Raw genomic sequence first — 16,526 nt, forward strand, 5'->3', positions numbered from 1 at the left:
GAATGTTGGAGATTATTTATCAGGATGAACATTTGATTGCCATTAATAAACCTCATGGTTTATTGGTGCATCAATCTTCAATTGCCAGAGATGCAACAGAATTTGCGCTGCAAATGCTGCGAGATCAGGTTGGGAAACACGTCAGTCCTGTGCACAGGTTAGATAGAAAAACAAGTGGTATCTTATTGTTTGCATTTGATAAGGAATCTGAAACCGCTATGCATCAACAATTTATGAATGCAGAAACAGAAAAAAAATATTTAGCTATTCTTAGAGGTTTTACACCAGAAGCAATGAATATTGATCATCCTTTAGCTAAAGAGAACGGAACGATGCAAGATGCTTATACTTCATTTAGAACCCTATCACATGCCGAGATTAATGTTCCTTTCGGAAAACATTTAACCTCCAGGTATTCATTGGTAGAGGCTACTCCGAAAACCGGGCGAATGCATCAACTGCGAAGACATTTTAGTCATATTTTACACCCGATAATAGGAGACAGAACACATGGATGCAACAAGCAAAATAAACTTTTCCTAGAACATTGGAACATGACAACCATGTTGCTACATGCATCGGAATTGAGTTTCATCCATCCCAAAACTTCGACAAAAATCCATTTAACGGCCGATCTGCACGAAGAATTTAAAAGAGTGATGAGTTTTATGAAAATGGAACTTTAACACAATTTTTATCCCTAAAAACTGTTTATAAATCATCTATGAATCAATACTTACGTTTAGCTTTCCCAATTTTAGCGCTTTTTGCCAGCAGTTGTTCTTCAGTTTATATGCCCAATGTACCCAATACGCCCATGTTAAGCAAACAAGGTGAATTTAGTGGCGGCGGGCATATTTCCCTAAAAGGCAATGCTAGTATTAACGGCGCTTATGCAGTTTCAAATCACATAGGAGTCCTTTTCAGTGGCTCAAGAATGAATAATGAACGAAAATCAAAAGATTTCGGCCACAAGCTAATTGAAATAGGCGGCGGCTATTTCGATACCTTCGGACCAGATAATAACCGAATTATTGAGATTTATGCAGGTGTTGGCAAGGGTTGGAGTGATATCACCTTTAGGGATTACAAGAATGATGTTTTAGTGAGCAGTGAGTTGCAGGAAGTTGATTACCGAAAATCGTTTCTTCAGATCAATTATAGTTCAAAAAAGAAAGATAATTTCAGGTTGTTTGGTAAAGAATTTCCGATTAATTATGGAACGGCACTTCGGATAAGCCATGTTAAGATGGACCGGTTCTTCTTGAATGGGGTAGTACAGCCTAAAGAAGATAATATTTTCTTCGAACCTATCTTTTTTACAAGAATGGGCTTGAGCAAAAATATTCAATTACAATATACCACTAGCAGTAATTTTGGCTTAAAGAATAGAGATTACATGTCTGCCGGGAATTCTATTTTCACTATCGGTGTAGTGGTAAACGTTGGGGGTAAATAGTGGTTTTAGTAGGATAGAAATGTTAAAGCTATTTTTTCAAACCTTATAATTTTAGACATGAAGCTTTTAACCAGCCAATTCTCTGGTTTTATTTTGAAATCTCCAAAACAACAGCATAGAAGCAGTTAATAATCCGAACGTTAATCCATACCATATTCCATTTACGCCCAGGCCAAAAGTAAAACCAAGCAGATAACCAACAGGTATACCTACAACCCAATAGGCTAAAAATGTAATGAGTGTTGGCATATTAACATCGCCAATGCCTCGTAGTACACCCAAACCTACAACCTGTGTTCCATCAAATAACTGAAAAAAGCCAGCGATAATAAGCAGTTGCCCAGCAATCCCTACAACTTTTAAATCGTTCGTATAAATAAAAGGCATCACCCGGTGGGCTGCTACAAAAATTATTGCTGTGAAGCTCATAAACAGCAGAATAACGTGATAACTGGCTATTGCAGATTTACGGAGATCATTGAAGCTCTTTTTTCCAAAATTATTTCCCGTTTTGATTGTCGCCGCCGATGCAATTCCACTCGCAATCATATAAGTCATTGCAGCCAAGCTAATAGCGATTTGATGAGCGGCCTGTTCAGTTGCACCGATTGTTCCAATTAATATTGCCGCACCACTAAATGCGCTAATTTCGAACGAATATTGCATGGCCACGGGTGCTCCAATTTTTATAATCTTGACAGCGGTAACTTTATCAATAAATGTAATTTTAAAATTGACCAGATACTTTTTGAAATGAGGAGATCTTAAAACGTAAATACCCATCACTATTGCCATTAAAAAACGATCAATAAAGGTGCTTAAACCTACACCGCTAACACCCATTGGCTTTAAGCCAAACATTCCCTTTACGAAAATGATACCCAAGGTGATGTTGAGCGCATTACCCCAGATAGAGACGTACATGGCTTGTTTGGTAAAGCCTAAACCCTCTGCAAACTGTTTAAATGTTTGAAAAATAAGTAATGGAATAATAGATATAGAGAGCCAGCCTAAGTAAGGCTTCGCATAAAAAACAACCTCCGGAGTTTGATTCAAATGATCGATGACAAGCAAAACACCGAAATGCACCAATATATAAAGTACTATACCGACAATTATATTGATGATTAAGCTATTGGATAATAACTTTCCACACTCTTCTTCATTCTTGCGACCATTTTCCTGAGCAATTAAAGGCGTTAAGCCATAAGATATTCCTAAGCCTATCACCATGATCAAAATAAAAATGCTGTTTACCAATGATACAGCAGCAAGCTGGGTTGTATCAGTAAAGTGCCCAACAATAACACTATCGGCCATGTGTACCAAAGTATGGCCAACTTGGGAACCCACAATTGGGAGGGCCAAATGGACATTTTCTTTATAGTAAGGTTTGTATCTGGCGTAAATTTTAGAAAACATAAGTTTGCAAAGGTCGGCTTTTTAAACTTTAAAAAGAGATCTATAAGAGGTTAATTTATAAGATTTGCTCTGCGATAACAGCGAAATTTAATAAGAGATAATGTTGAAGGAACAAATTGAAAGTTTCCGGATACGCTTTTATACCGCTACAAAATATTCTTCTTTTTCTGACGTGTAAGGTTTTATCACATTCGTGAGTATCAGGTTCACTAGAATTTTCTGCGCCTTTCGATAGGAGCACCTCAAAAGTTTGCTAAATTCTTTCAGTGTAATCCTGTCATGATCAGCTAAATATTGTAACAGGACTTTTTCGTTATCAGAATAAGAAATGAGGACGCCCTGATCTTTATGGTCATTTTTTAATACTTCGACAATTATTTTACTTGCCAAAACAGTTTTATCGTCTATACGAATATAGGCCCACCATTTGTTCTGATCATCCAGGGCGTAATGTGGTTTAAGATCACTCTCTGGAATATTGACAATTAAAACCAATTTATCATCAACGTAAATCTCTTCAAAAAAAGGTTCTATTGCTGGTTTGCAAAACTGATGAGCAGCAGTTAAAATCATATATTTCTCTTCTTCTTCTGATTTTACGCCCTTGATGGTGCCATCATCAGCCACACCAATTAATAATTTTCCGCCTTTATTGTTAGCAAAAGCAACTAAGCTTTTAGCAATTTTTTGAGTGTTGGTAATTGTTTTTTTAAAATCGAGCATAACGCCCTCACCCTGTAGAATTAAACTTTTTATACTCGGCATGTCAACAATTAGTAAGCAACTCTTGGCGTTTCGCCTTGGTGCAGGTTTCTGATATAAACTTCATTCATCACGGTAGCACAAAGCTCTCCGTTTTTGTTTGTAATTTCCATAGGATATGCTTTTACAAACTTCCCTATGGTTTTTAAAGCGTGTTCCGCCTCGGCAATCATTTCATTGTTAACACGGATTGTGAAATAGAGATTGCTACGCCCAGGTTTTAGATATTGAATGGACGCACTTTTTAACCAAACTCTAACTTTTAAGCCTCTACGCTGCATTAATTGATCAAATAACAGTGCATAAAATGGATCGGTTGCGGCATATATTGTTCCTCCAAAGATGGAACCATTATAGTTTTTATTTAAAAAGCTTTTACTCAATTTAACGGTACAGCTTCTAAAATCATTTTCAAATTTTTGAACCCAAATGCGCTGAAAAAATAAAGGGGGATAAAAGCGCATTACCCATTTCAAGGTATTTTGAGAAATAATCATACTTCCTAATATCAGAAAGATTTGGCAGCTTTTAAAGTTTTACTGTGCATGTTTTGGTAATTATTAGGTAAATTAAGGCGGCACAAGTTTAGGTTGATAAAATATATGCTGCTACAATCGGACTGCGTTGCTATAATCGATTTTGCAATACAACGAAGTTCGTCAACTTTAAAAAAAAGACGCTATTTCACGATTTCGCAGCATTTTAGTTAGATATCACTGCCATCTGGCACGAGATTTACGCTGCTAGTCATATACTTTTTCGATTGAAGAGCTTGTAAATAAGCAACATAAAATTGCATCTTAATATTTCTGAAGAAAAAAATAAAACCAAATGATTTCAAGGTTGTTAAGATTACAGATAACATTAAAAAACTATGAAAAAAATAATTTTAAGTCTTGCTTTTGCTGGTACGATAATGATTGCCACATCAGCATGCAATTCATCTAAAAACATGGCTGGATCTTCAGACAGTACTACGATGGATTCTACAACAACAGCTCCAATGGATACAACCTCGACAACCACGCCGACGGATACATCCAAAACGATGCCACCAGATACGACAAAAAAAATGCCTCCTATGTAGAAGAATAAAAAGCCGCTCCAATAGAGCGGCTTTTATTTTTATAAACTATTTTATTTATTTGTGCTTATTTGTACTTTCAGCAGATAAACCAAATATTAAATGAAACCTGAATCAAAAGCCAACAATCGTAATGTAGTTTTTTTAGTTATTGTAGCTGCTCTTGGCTATTTTGTAGATATCTACGATCTTGTTTTATTTTCCGTGGTACGCGTTCAAAGTTTAACTGAAATTGGTGTTTCTGCAGAAAATATGCAGTCCGACGGTTTTTTGATTATTAACTCACAAATGTTCGGGCTATTGCTTGGCGGAATACTATGGGGGGTTCTGGGAGATAAGCTGGGCAGAATCAAAGTTCTTTTTGGCTCGATACTTTTATATTCTTTAGCGAACATAGCTAATGGCTTTGTAACCACGGTTAATAGTTATGCAATCATTAGGTTTATTGCGGGTATAGGTCTGGCTGGAGAACTTGGCGCTGGCATTACCCTTGTAGCAGAGACAATGGATAAGGAAAAACGTGGGTATGGAACGATGATAGTTGGTGCGATTGGTTTACTTGGAGCAGCGGTAGCAGCAACAGTAGCTTCAAAATATACCTGGCAAACTTCTTATTTTGTTGGTGGGGGCATGGGCTTAATCCTTCTTCTACTACGTGTTGGCACTTTTGAATCTGGGATGTTTAAACATGCAGCCAATACAGATGTCTCTAAAGGAAACATCTTCATGCTCTTTAATAACAAGAAGAGGTTTTTAAAGTATTTGTACTGTATATTAATTGGTATTCCATTGTGGTTTGTTGTAGGCATACTGGTTACGCTAGCTCCGGAATTTGGCAAAGCTTTAGGCGCTACAGAACCATTAAAAGCTGGGACAGGGATTATGTTTACTTATTTCGGCATCGCCATCGGAGATGTAGTTACCGGATTACTCTCGCAGGCACTTAAGTCGCGAAAAAAGACTGTGTTTATTTTTCATTTATTATCAGTTATCAGCGTAGTGGTGTATTTAACTAGTTTTGGTTTAACCAGTAGCACATTTATTTGGATCAGTTTATTTTTGGGTTTTTCCGTTGGATACTGGGCTACTTTTGTAACTATAGCTTCAGAACAATTCGGAACAAATATCAGAGCAACAGTAACCACTACCGCACCGAATTTTGTGCGTGGGGCACTTATTCCAATCACTTTTCTGTTTGAATTTTTAGCCAAAAGATACAGCTTAATCACTGCTGGATATTTAGTGATGGCTATCTTAACCATTATAGCAGTTTTTGGCTTAAGTCAGTTGAAAGAGAGTTTCAGCAAAGATTTGGATTACCTGGAAGAGTAAATCTTTAAAGCCAATTGGAGAGCTTCTAATAGTTAATGTCAACAAAATGTACTATCTAAAGATAAATCCCTTTAGCTATTTCAATAGGGTTAAATTTGTGTACTTAATAATTCCACCATGTTTAAAGAAGAAGTAGCAGAACGTTATAAGCAAATACAGGATGAGATTTGTAGAGGTTTGGAAATTGCAGATGGCAAAGGGAAATTTGCAGAAGAGCTTTGGGAAAGAAATGGTGGGGGAGGTGGCCGTACCCGAATTATGCAAAATGGCGCTATTATCGAAAAAGGTGGTGTTAATTTTTCGGCCGTCTACGGAAAACTTCCTGAAGCGGTCAAAAAAGCCTTCCAAGTTACAGAAGATGATTTTTTTGCTACCGGCGTTTCGATCGTCATCCACCCAAATCACCCTTTAGTGCCGATTATTCACATGAATATTCGCTATTTTGAGCTCAATGAAGAAACACGTTGGTTTGGTGGCGGAATAGATTTAACTCCACATTATGTTTTCGAAAATGACGCCCGATTTTTTCACCATAAACTAAAGCAGGCCTGCGACGAATTTAGCACAGATTTTTATCCAAAATTCAGAAATCATGCTGATGATTACTTTTTCATCAAACATCGAGAAGAAACACGCGGTATAGGTGGTATTTTTTACGATCGTTTGAAGCCAGAGAATACAAATCTATCCTGGGAAGAAATTTTAGATTTTTCGGCTAATGTGGGTGAAACTTTTTTGCCAATCTACACAGAATTGATCGATAGAAATAGGGACAAGGATTTTACAGAAGCACAGAAAAACTGGCAATATCAGCGTCGAAGCCGGTATGTGGAATTTAACCTGGTTTACGATTCAGGAACGAAATTCGGTTTGGAAACCAATGGTAGAATAGAATCGATACTAATGAGTTTGCCACCACAGGCTAACTGGGGCTACAATGTTCAACCCGAGGTAGATTCAGATGAGTATAAAACACAGCAATTTCTAAAAAAAGGCATTCAATGGGTTTAAAACTTAGGAAAATTCGTTAAGCGTTAAGAAAATCCTCAAATGAAAAATTGTATATGGTCGCCAGATTTTCAGCAATTAATGCTAGCCAACTATTAGCGTTACGCAACTTCTTTAGAATATACATTCCGCATTCTTTTTATCTAATTGATTTTCAAATTTAACAATACAATAAAAGTGTAAAATTAGTCTATTACAGATATCTGCATTTGTCTTATAATTAATATTATGTTAAGTTGATAATTTTGAACATCCTACTCTTCTATGAATCTAATTAGGAAATTAAAGTTCTTGAAGTTTACGATTTAGTTCCTGCACTTTATCAGTTGCATTCTTTTTGGTATAGATATCAACCAAAAGCTGAACCGTCTTTTTATCGTTAGGATTTATTTCATTAGCACGTTGCAAAGCAAACTGTGCTCGGTTAATTAAGTTATTATATTTTGCAGTTTTATCTGCTTCGTTCTTGCTTAATGTTTCATTTGCACTATTAATGTATGCTAAACTCATCTGATACAAAGCATCAAAATAATTTTGATCTGTATCAAGGGCTTTGTCGTAAGCTAAAATTGCAGTAGAGTTATTTCCACCTATTTGTTGCAAATAACCGTAAAGAAAATATAAAAGCTTATTTCCTTTCTCAACTTTCAAATTACCTTCAATAAGCGTTGCAGCTCTGGTGTAATTTTCGGTATCTAGTAAAAGATTGATGTAATCGTTGGTTAAATTTTTTTGAAAAGGATTTTTTACTAAACCATCTTCTAAAGTTTTAATGGCAGTTTCATTATCATATTTGCCTACATAAAGTTGCGCAAGTTTTTGAAACATGGCTGCATTTTGAATTCCGTTTTCTTTAGCTCTTTTGAAGTAGTTGATAGCTTCATCATAATTCTGGATATTCAAAGCACAAATTCCGGTGTTTAACGCTAAGGTCGTGTCAGCGGGAAAAGCATCGCTTACTTCCTTCAAATCCGTATAGGCTTCGGTAAAATCGTTATTAAAAAAAGATGCATTAGCTTTCTCTTGTTTTTTAATTAAAATATTATGATGTGATGCCTTTATTAAGCCTGAATTGTCTTCATACTTATCCAAGCCCCTCGCCTGCTTGATTGCGCTATTGGCGGCATCGTAAAATTTATCAGCATTTGCTTTATCTGTGTCGATTAACGATGCGTAAGATGTGAGGTAAGATTTTATTGCCCAGGTTTCTGCCCAATTTTTTGTTTTATTGTCTTTTTCTGCAGATTCTATTGATTTTAATCCCTCAGTAATTATGGCCAATTGTTTTTTTTCGTCTTCTTTATTTGCAATTGAAGCCTGCAATTTTCCAACAGAATTCCTGGCGATTAATATTTGACTTTTTTGAGCTAAAGCATTAAGTGAAGTAAATATTAAGAGCACTAATAATAACTTTGAACCGCTTTGCATAGGATAATTGTTGTGTAATGATTGATTAAAAACTGCGAATGCTGTAAAAATAAACAAAAAAAAAGAGTCTCGATAAAATCGGGACTCTTTTTTAGAATTATGAGATTTTTATTGTTTTGGAAGCGCATCTAAACGTTTCTTAATATCCTCATAATTTTTGGTATCATTTCTAAATCCATAAATGGTTTTTAAGGTCTCTAAAGCACCAACATTTTTGGAATCAATTTCTAAAGCTTTTTTGTAATAAGGTAACGACTTATCTAACAAACCGTTCATTTTGGCAGTTACCTCATTAAATTCTTTTACTTTTTTAGCATCAATTTTATTTCTATCATTTTGAAGCTTCAATGCCTGAGAGAAATAAATGTTTCCTAACAAAACCTGATAACTTGCATTATTTGGCTCCTTCGCGGCCAAAGAATTTAACATTTGCTCAGATTTTGCTGCATCACCCCTATCAATATAAATTTGAGTTTCAGTTTTAATCAGCTCTACATTTTCAGGATATTTAGCAGCTGCTTCTTTAATTATAGCTAAAGCAGCAGTGGTATCTTTTTGCTTACGCAACGTAATGTCAACCAATTCGTTATACAAGTCTGATGACTGTGGTGAATTTAATGAAATTACTTTCTTAAATTGTTGAATTGTCGCAGGCCAGTTTTCAGTATTTCTTGCTGCAATACCAGCATTTAGATACATTGCTGTATCCTGTGGATTGATTTCTGTAGCTTGAACAAATTTAGTGTATGCAGTTTTGTAATCTTTTTTGTTATAAGCCATCACGCCGGCATTTCTAACTGCATTAGCGATGTTGGTTTCTGCCAAAGCAAAATTATCTTTCTCAGCGCCTTTAGTATCGATCTTCTTACCTTCAACAATAGCATCTTGAGCTATCTTTAGATTAGCATCTGCGTTAGCAGCATCAACAGTATCGATAATCGCTGCAGATGAAGCAAATAAAGCACGGTAAGACCAAGCTTCCGGCATTATTTTAGACTTTTCATCAGCTATCGCTTTATCTGTATGCGCTAACCCAGCCTTAATCGCTTCCATCTTTTTTGGTAATGGCGTGCTAGCTCCTTGCGAGGTTAACTGGAAAATACCCCACTTCTTTTTTGCTTCGTTAACTTCGCTTTTCTGAGCAAATGCAGAGCTTACTGCTCCTGCTAAAATTATACCTAGAAATACTCTTTTCATAATATTTATTCTAATCGTTATTTAGTTAATTTTCTTCTTCCGTTTCGTCCTCTGAGTCTGTTTCATCATCATCAGTTTCTTCAGCTTCGGCAGTATCTGGCTCTATTTCTTCACCGTCAGTTACCACTACATCAGCTAAATCTACTGTTTCTTCCTCATCTTCTTCGTGGTCGATTTTTGTTACAGACGCTATCTCATCATCACCTTTAAGTGAAATTAAACGAACGCCTTGAGTAGCTCTACCCATCACCCTCAATGCAGAAACAGGGATTCTGATTACTATTCCAGATCTGTTGATGATCATCAAATCTTCGCTATCAGTAACGTCTTTAATTGATACTAATTGTCCTGTTTTTTCAGTAACGTTAATGGTTTTAACTCCTTTACCGCCACGGTTAGTTACACGATAATCTTCAATATCAGTCCGTTTTCCGTATCCTTTTTCTGATACTACTAACACCGTAACCTCTGGATTGTTTACAGCAATCATGCCAACAACTTCATCTTTGTCGTGAGCCAATCTAACACCGCGTACACCGGTTGCCGTTCTACCCATCGGACGAACAGTACTTTCGTTAAAGCGAATTGCTCTTCCTGAACGTAAAGCCATAACAATTTCGCTTTGGCCGTTGGTTAAACATGCTTCTAGTAAAACATCACCTTCGTTAATGTTTATTGCATTAATACCGTTAACACGCGGACGAGAATATGCCTCAAGAGAAGTTTTCTTAATGGTACCTTTTTTAGTACACATGATGATGAAGTTATTCTCTAGGTATTCCTGATCTTTAAGGTTCTTAACTTTGATATAAGCCTTAATTTTTTCATCTTTTGGAATATTGATGATGTTTTGAATGGCTCTTCCTTTACTGGTTCTTGAGCCTTCAGGAATTTCGTAAACCCTCAGCCAGAAACATCTTCCGGCTTCGGTAAAGAATAACATATAGTTGTGGTTAGTAGCTACCAGCATGTGCTCAATGAAATCTTCATTTCTCGAGGTACTGCCTTTTGATCCTTTTCCACCTCTACCCTGCGCTCTAAATTCGGTTGCTGGTGTACGTTTAACATAGCCTTCGTGAGAGATTGTGATCACCACTTCCTCATCATCGATGAAATCTTCCATGCTCATATCCTCCGCAGAGTGAACAATGGTCGTTTTGCGTTCATCACCAAATTTCTGTTTTACTTCTTCCAATTCATCCTTGATAATTTGCATACGCAAACCTTCATCAGCTAAAATAGATTGCAAATATTCGATGGTTTTCATCAATTCAGCATACTCTTCTTTAATCTTATCACGCTCTAGTCCTGTTAAACGACGCAATGTCATATCCAGAATAGCACGTGCTTGAATATCGCTTAAGCCAAATTTCTCCATTAAACCTACGCGGGCTTCTTCCGGAGTTTCTGATGCACGAATTAATTTAATTACTTCATCTAAATGGTCTAAAGCAATTAAATAACCTTCCAAGATATGGGCACGTTTTTCAGCTTCTGCTAGTTCATATCTCGTACGGCGAACAACAACATCATGGCGGTGATCTACAAAATGTACAATCAGGTCTTTCAGATTGAGCATCTGCGGACGACCTTTTACCAACGCAATATTATTTACACTGAAAGATGTTTGTAGAGCGGTGTACTTGTATAGATTGTTCAAAACAATCGATGCATTTGCATCGCGTTTTATCTCGTAAACGATCCGGATACCATCTTTGTTAGATTCATCTTTAATGTTCGAAATACCTTCCAATTTTTTCTCACCCACTAATTCAGCTGTACGCTCAATCATTTGGGCCTTATTAACCTGGTAAGGAATTTCGGTAACAATAATTACTTCGCGGTCTCGAAGGTTCTCAATGTCAGCTTTAGCACGCATTACAATACGTCCACGACCGGTTTCAAAAGCCTCTTTAACACCAGTGTAGCCATAAATAATACCACCTGTCGGGAAATCAGGAGCTTTGACAAACTTCATTAATTCCTCAATGGTAATATCTCTGTTATCAATGTAGTTTACAATACCTTCAATACATTCGGTTAAGTTATGTGGCGCCATGTTAGTGGCCATACCCACCGCAATACCACTAGATCCGTTAACCAAAAGGTTAGGGATTTTTGCTGGTAAAACTGTTGGTTCTTGTAACGTATCATCAAAGTTCAACTGAAAATCTACCGTATCTTTGTTGATATCAGCAAGCATTTCTTCGGCAATTTTTGAAAAACGTGCCTCCGTATAACGCATTGCTGCAGGTGAATCTCCATCGATGTGGCCAAAGTTTCCTTGTCCATCTACCATTGGATAACGTAAGCTCCAATCTTGAGCCATACGAACCATAGTAAAATATACAGATGCATCACCATGTGGGTGATACTTACCCAAAACCTCACCCACAATACGGGCAGATTTTTTATGTGGTTTATTACTGGTTACGCCAAGATCAAGCATACCGTAAAGCACCCTGCGGTGAACCGGTTTCAATCCATCGCGTACATCAGGCAAAGCCCTTGATACGATTACCGACATTGAATAGTCAATGTAGGCCGATTTCATCTGCTCCTCTATATTAATTTGGATGATTTTGTCGTTTTGTTGATTCTCTAAATCTTCTGCCATAAATTATTATTCTCGTTATCAAAAACGATATTTAAAAAAGCTATTATTATAACCTTGCGAATTTAGCAAAAATATGCCGAAATAAGGCATTGTGGAAAAGTTTTGGCCTTTAGTTCGGCTCATCAAGTCATTAAATGTTTTTGATTCTTTTAAGCGTAGTTTAAATTGATTTGTCTTTGATTAAATCAATTGTCTTATCTACAGATAATCTCAACAGCTCATCCATTTAACCTGCCCGGTCGGTTTTTACTTAATTTTAAGCGGAGATACTGCGTTCAAAATTATATTTTTGTGGTAAATCAATCTTAACATGGCCAAGGAAAGAAAATCTGCAATGAGTTTTAATATGATTACCTTACTCATTGATTTTACGGGTTTTGGAATAATTATTCCCGTTTTGCCAAAATTAATTCAGGATTTTACAGGTGGTGGCTATGGTTTAGCAGCAGAATATGGTGGATGGCTTACACTGGCATATGCATCGGTACAGTTTATATCCTCTCCTATTATCGGGGCCTTGAGTGATCGTTTTGGTAGGAGGCCAATTTTATTAAGTTCGTTATTCGGGTTAGGGATTGACTATATTTTTCTGGCCTTTGCACCATCAATCGTTTGGTTATTTGTTGGAAGAATTATCGCTGGAATTACTGGTGCGAGTTTTACCACAGCACAAGCTTACATTGCAGACATATCTTCACCCGAAAAAAGAGCTCAGAATTTTGGTTTGGTAGGTGCAGCTTTCGGCGTTGGTTTCATTCTGGGGCCTGTTTTAGGTGGTATCTTTAGCCATTTTGGAACACGGGTTCCATTTATGATTGCGGCGGGTTTGTCGCTCATTAATTGGCTTTATGGATATTTCATATTGCCAGAATCTTTACCAGTGGATAAAAGAAGGCCGTTTGAATGGAAAAGAGCGAACCCAGTTGGGTCTCTCATCAGCATTGGGAAATATCCTGCCTTACTCGGTTTGATGGTTACATTATTCCTTTTGTATTTTTCGAGTCATTCAGTTCAATCTAACTGGACATTTTATACGATGGAAAAATTCAATTGGGATGCCGCCTGGGTTGGCTACTCACTGGGCTTTGTTGGTCTTGTCATCGGGATTGTTCAGGGAGGCCTGATTAGAATTATCCTTCCGAAAATTGGTGAAAAGCGGGCGGTTTATATAGGTTTATTACTTTACGTAGTCGGATTTACGGCTTTTGCATTCGCCTCTAAAGGTTGGATGATGTTTGCTTTTATGCTTCCGTACGGATTGGCAGGGATTGGCGGACCGGCAATGCAGGGGATTATTTCCAATCAGGTGGCGGGAAATGCTCAGGGAGAAATGCAAGGTGTTTTAACTGGATTGCAAAGTTTGGCTGCCATTATTGCTCCGTGGGTGATGACCCATATTTTTGCTTATTTTATTGAAGGAAATGCTCCGGTATATTTTCCTGGTGCGCCATTCATTTTAAGTGCAGTGCTTACCCTAATTGGGTTTTTTATTGCACTTCGGTCCCTACAGAAATATCATTAGTTACGAGCCTGTATCACTTTAAATTCATTAACTGCCATCACAACGTTATATATCAGCAGTACAACAGCTTCGATGTTAGCTACTTTTTCGAGCGCTTTGTTAAAGGCTGATGAAATGATTAGTCCGAGAATAATTAATACGATTGATATGAAAAACGATAATTTGATGGACCGATAAAGCATTGATAACCTGAAAACGGTCTTCTTTTTAAAAAGCACAGGATCTTTGATCAACTCGAAAATATTTCCGAACACGAAAAATAAGATCAAAATTACAGCGACACCCGAAACTGTGCCTTGATTGAAATTAGGAATAACCAGATAGTCTTGATAAATAAAATAGGCAACAATGAGTATACACGCGAGTGCCTTAAGCAGCTGCCAGTTTTTTCCTTTTGTGAGCCAGAATAACCAGCGTGCTTTAGTGGCTTCCGCCCCATCTTCAATCTTCATTTTCAATTCAGGCGATAGATTTACAAAAGGATTTATGATGGTAATAATCAAAATTAGAACGGTACTAACAAACTGGAAAATACCATCTGAGATCAAGACATGCACTTTCTCTTGATCTAAAACAGCTGGGGAGAAAAAGGATATTAGGATTAATAGAATAATCACAGAGTGAAAAAATAGTGGGTAATAGTTTTGAATTGGATTATTTTCTATTCCAGGATTTTCGGGGATAGTTGGTTTATTGGAATCACTATCAAGGTATCTGTTTAACCACTGGATGCCAAAAAAGAGAACGAAGATGGAGAACATTGTTGTTTTAGTTAAGTTAGAGTAACACGTTTGCTAAGTTTGCCAATTCACTGCGTTCGCCCTTTTGGAGGGTAATGTGCGCATAAAGAGGATGGTTTTTTGCATTCTCGATGAGGTAGGATAATCCATTACTTTCTGAGTCCAGGTAAGGCGTGTCTATTTGATAGATATCGCCTGTAAAGACGATTTTTGTATTTTCGCCAGCTCTCGAAATAATGGTTTTAACTTCATGAGGCGTTAAGTTCTGGGCCTCATCAATAATGAAGAAGATTTTGGTTAGCGTTCTCCCTCTAATAAACGCCAGTGGGGCTATGGCAATCTTTTCTGTAGTAATCAGTTCATCAATTTTCGCCGACATTTTATCATCGCTAACAAACTGATCTTTAATAAAGCGTAGGTTATCCCAAATTGGGGCCATGAATGGGTCTGTTTTCGATTTTGCATCTCCAGGTAAAAAACCAATATCCTTATTACTAAGAGATACAATGGGACGGGTAATATAAATTTGTCTAAAATCTCTGCGCTGTTCAAGTGCACTGGCAAGTGCTAAAAGTGTTTTGCCTGTGCCGGCATTCCCCTGGATGCTAACGAGCTTAATATTTTCATCTAATAAAGCGTGAATGGCAAACGCCTGTTCAATGTTTTTAGGCTTTATTTTAAAAATCGGATCTGTTGAAACTAAAGAAATGGTTTGATTATTATGGTTAAAAAAAACGTTGGCGGTTTTTCTTTTATTTTTTAAAACGAAGAAATGATTTCCTTCTTTAGCTGGCAGGCCAATATTTGCTGATCTTAAGATTTTATCTTTTTTTACGGATTCAATTATTGATTCATCGAAGTTAAGAAGCTCTGTTTTACCAGCATAAAGCTCATCTACATTCTTGATTTTACCTGTTTCGTAGTCCTCAGCAAATAAATCAAGAGCTTTTGCTTTTAAGCGTAAGCAGATATCTTTCGAAACCAATACTACTTTTTTCTCCGGATTTTCTTCGCGTAAGCTTAAAGCTGCATTCAAGATTTTATGGTCGGTTTTACCCTTTCCAAAAATTTCTTCTGCATTTATTTTTAGCGGCTGTTCGTTCAGTATTACTTTGAACTTTCCTGCGTTTTGAGCTTTTAGTGCCACCCAATCGCTAATCAGTTTTTCCTTAGATGTTTGATCGATCAATCGGATAAAACTTCGGGCTTCAAAATTTCTTGTGTCGTTACCACTTTTAAAATTATCGAGTTCTTCTAAAACTTGGATAGGAATAGCCACGTCGTGTTCGTGAAAGTTATTGATTGCATCATGATCATATAAAATGACAGATGTATCTAAAACAAAAATCTTTTTCTTGGGGTCAGAAGTTAATTTACCTTTTGTGGCCATTTGGTAAATTTACTGTTTTAGCAAATAATAGCCGAAAGATTGATCATTCTTTTTAAATGATTTTAAAAATGAAGCCAAATAAAAACGGGGTCCTTCTTCTTTCGATTCAGTTCCCCGTTTTAACCTTAAAATCAACCGTAGTTGTAATTTAAAGCATCTAATTCTTGTTACCTTGATTTTTCCGTTTTCGCTAGGTTTTGCAACTTTTACGATTCGTGAAAATTTATTTCCAACTATTCTGTCCGTAAACTTCTTAGTTTTCAATAAGCTCTGTTTGGGCCTGTGCAATTTTCATAATAGCGATCTTTCGATCAGGTTATTACATATTCATACTCAGTTTAACCCTTTCTGAAATTAATTGTTTTCCCTGTAAACTTATCCGAAACAATTCCCTTTTCAGTTCCTTGTCTCTTTTGGATTGTTTTGTCAGAATTCAAAGTACTTCGTATTTGATATGATCTAATTTAGTAGGGAAACACATTCTTGTCAAGAGAAATCTGAAATAAATTATCAACAAAATTATCAACTTAATACAGCTGATTATCAACATTTTTAGCTAAATAAA

Annotated in this window: 14 protein-coding genes; 6 read left to right on the forward strand and 8 right to left on the reverse strand. The window is 36.6% G+C overall.

What is annotated here, in order from left to right:
- The first annotated feature begins 2 nt into the window (after nucleotides 1-2).
- Nucleotides 3-686 carry a pseudouridine synthase gene (locus AC3ITD_RS07365; RefSeq protein WP_489365380.1) on the forward strand — a complete coding sequence of 228 codons (684 nt, stop codon included), beginning with the start codon at nucleotides 3-5 and terminating at the stop codon, nucleotides 684-686.
- Nucleotides 687-724: 38 nt separating this feature from the next.
- On the forward strand, nucleotides 725-1,459 hold the full coding sequence (locus tag AC3ITD_RS07370) for a hypothetical protein (protein ID WP_489365382.1): 735 nt from the start codon (nucleotides 725-727) through the stop codon (nucleotides 1,457-1,459).
- Between the two features lie 66 nt (nucleotides 1,460-1,525).
- Here the strand turns inward: AC3ITD_RS07370 and AC3ITD_RS07375 are convergent, their stop codons facing one another.
- The 3 genes from AC3ITD_RS07375 to AC3ITD_RS07385 form a co-directional block, all read right to left on the reverse strand.
- Nucleotides 1,526-2,881, reverse strand: coding sequence for an MATE family efflux transporter (locus AC3ITD_RS07375; protein WP_489365384.1), 1,356 nt, complete (start codon nucleotides 2,879-2,881; stop codon nucleotides 1,526-1,528).
- A gap of 138 nt (nucleotides 2,882-3,019) precedes the next feature.
- Entirely contained in the window at nucleotides 3,020-3,646 is a 627-nt protein-coding gene (locus AC3ITD_RS07380; RefSeq protein ID WP_489365386.1) for an AlbA family DNA-binding domain-containing protein, read from the reverse strand.
- An 8-nt stretch (nucleotides 3,647-3,654) separates the two neighbouring features.
- A complete protein-coding gene (locus tag AC3ITD_RS07385) occupies nucleotides 3,655-4,140 on the reverse strand; it encodes a PaaI family thioesterase (RefSeq protein WP_489365388.1) in 486 nt (161 codons plus the stop codon).
- Nucleotides 4,141-4,517: 377 nt separating this feature from the next.
- Here AC3ITD_RS07385 and AC3ITD_RS07390 point away from each other — a divergent pair, with 377 nt between their 5' ends.
- The 3 genes from AC3ITD_RS07390 (at nucleotide 4,518) to hemF (ending at nucleotide 7,070) form a co-directional block, all read left to right on the forward strand.
- Complete coding sequence (locus tag AC3ITD_RS07390; RefSeq protein WP_082454911.1) at nucleotides 4,518-4,730, forward strand: coproporphyrinogen III oxidase; 213 nt, start codon at nucleotides 4,518-4,520, stop codon at nucleotides 4,728-4,730.
- Nucleotides 4,731-4,829: 99 nt separating this feature from the next.
- On the forward strand, nucleotides 4,830-6,059 hold the full coding sequence (locus AC3ITD_RS07395) for an MFS transporter (protein WP_489365391.1): 1,230 nt from the start codon (nucleotides 4,830-4,832) through the stop codon (nucleotides 6,057-6,059).
- Nucleotides 6,060-6,176: 117 nt separating this feature from the next.
- Complete coding sequence (gene hemF / locus AC3ITD_RS07400; RefSeq protein ID WP_489365393.1) at nucleotides 6,177-7,070, forward strand: oxygen-dependent coproporphyrinogen oxidase; 894 nt, start codon at nucleotides 6,177-6,179, stop codon at nucleotides 7,068-7,070.
- Nucleotides 7,071-7,349: 279 nt separating this feature from the next.
- On the opposite strand, the gene AC3ITD_RS07405 is transcribed toward hemF, so the two are convergent.
- From AC3ITD_RS07405 to gyrA, 3 genes are all read right to left on the reverse strand, one after another.
- A complete protein-coding gene (locus tag AC3ITD_RS07405) occupies nucleotides 7,350-8,495 on the reverse strand; it encodes a tetratricopeptide repeat protein (RefSeq protein WP_265798848.1) in 1,146 nt (381 codons plus the stop codon).
- Between the two features lie 108 nt (nucleotides 8,496-8,603).
- Nucleotides 8,604-9,692 (reverse strand): tetratricopeptide repeat protein, encoded by a 1,089-nt coding sequence (locus AC3ITD_RS07410; RefSeq protein ID WP_265798847.1) that lies wholly within the window; start codon nucleotides 9,690-9,692, stop codon nucleotides 8,604-8,606.
- A 25-nt stretch (nucleotides 9,693-9,717) separates the two neighbouring features.
- Entirely contained in the window at nucleotides 9,718-12,309 is a 2,592-nt protein-coding gene (gene gyrA, locus AC3ITD_RS07415) for a DNA gyrase subunit A (protein ID WP_489365396.1), read from the reverse strand.
- A gap of 310 nt (nucleotides 12,310-12,619) precedes the next feature.
- Here gyrA and AC3ITD_RS07420 point away from each other — a divergent pair, with 310 nt between their 5' ends.
- A complete protein-coding gene (locus AC3ITD_RS07420) occupies nucleotides 12,620-13,831 on the forward strand; it encodes a TCR/Tet family MFS transporter (RefSeq protein ID WP_489365398.1) in 1,212 nt (403 codons plus the stop codon).
- Here the strand turns inward: AC3ITD_RS07420 and AC3ITD_RS07425 are convergent.
- Together AC3ITD_RS07425 and AC3ITD_RS07430 are read right to left on the reverse strand one after the other, a co-directional pair.
- Entirely contained in the window at nucleotides 13,828-14,592 is a 765-nt protein-coding gene (locus AC3ITD_RS07425) for a hypothetical protein (RefSeq protein WP_489365400.1), read from the reverse strand. The genes AC3ITD_RS07420 and AC3ITD_RS07425 overlap by 4 nt on opposite strands.
- A gap of 16 nt (nucleotides 14,593-14,608) precedes the next feature.
- Nucleotides 14,609-15,961 (reverse strand): PhoH family protein, encoded by a 1,353-nt coding sequence (locus tag AC3ITD_RS07430; protein WP_489365402.1) that lies wholly within the window; start codon nucleotides 15,959-15,961, stop codon nucleotides 14,609-14,611.
- Between the last annotated feature and the right edge of the window lie 565 nt (nucleotides 15,962-16,526).

The organism is Pedobacter sp. KH_004, assembly GCF_057840755.1.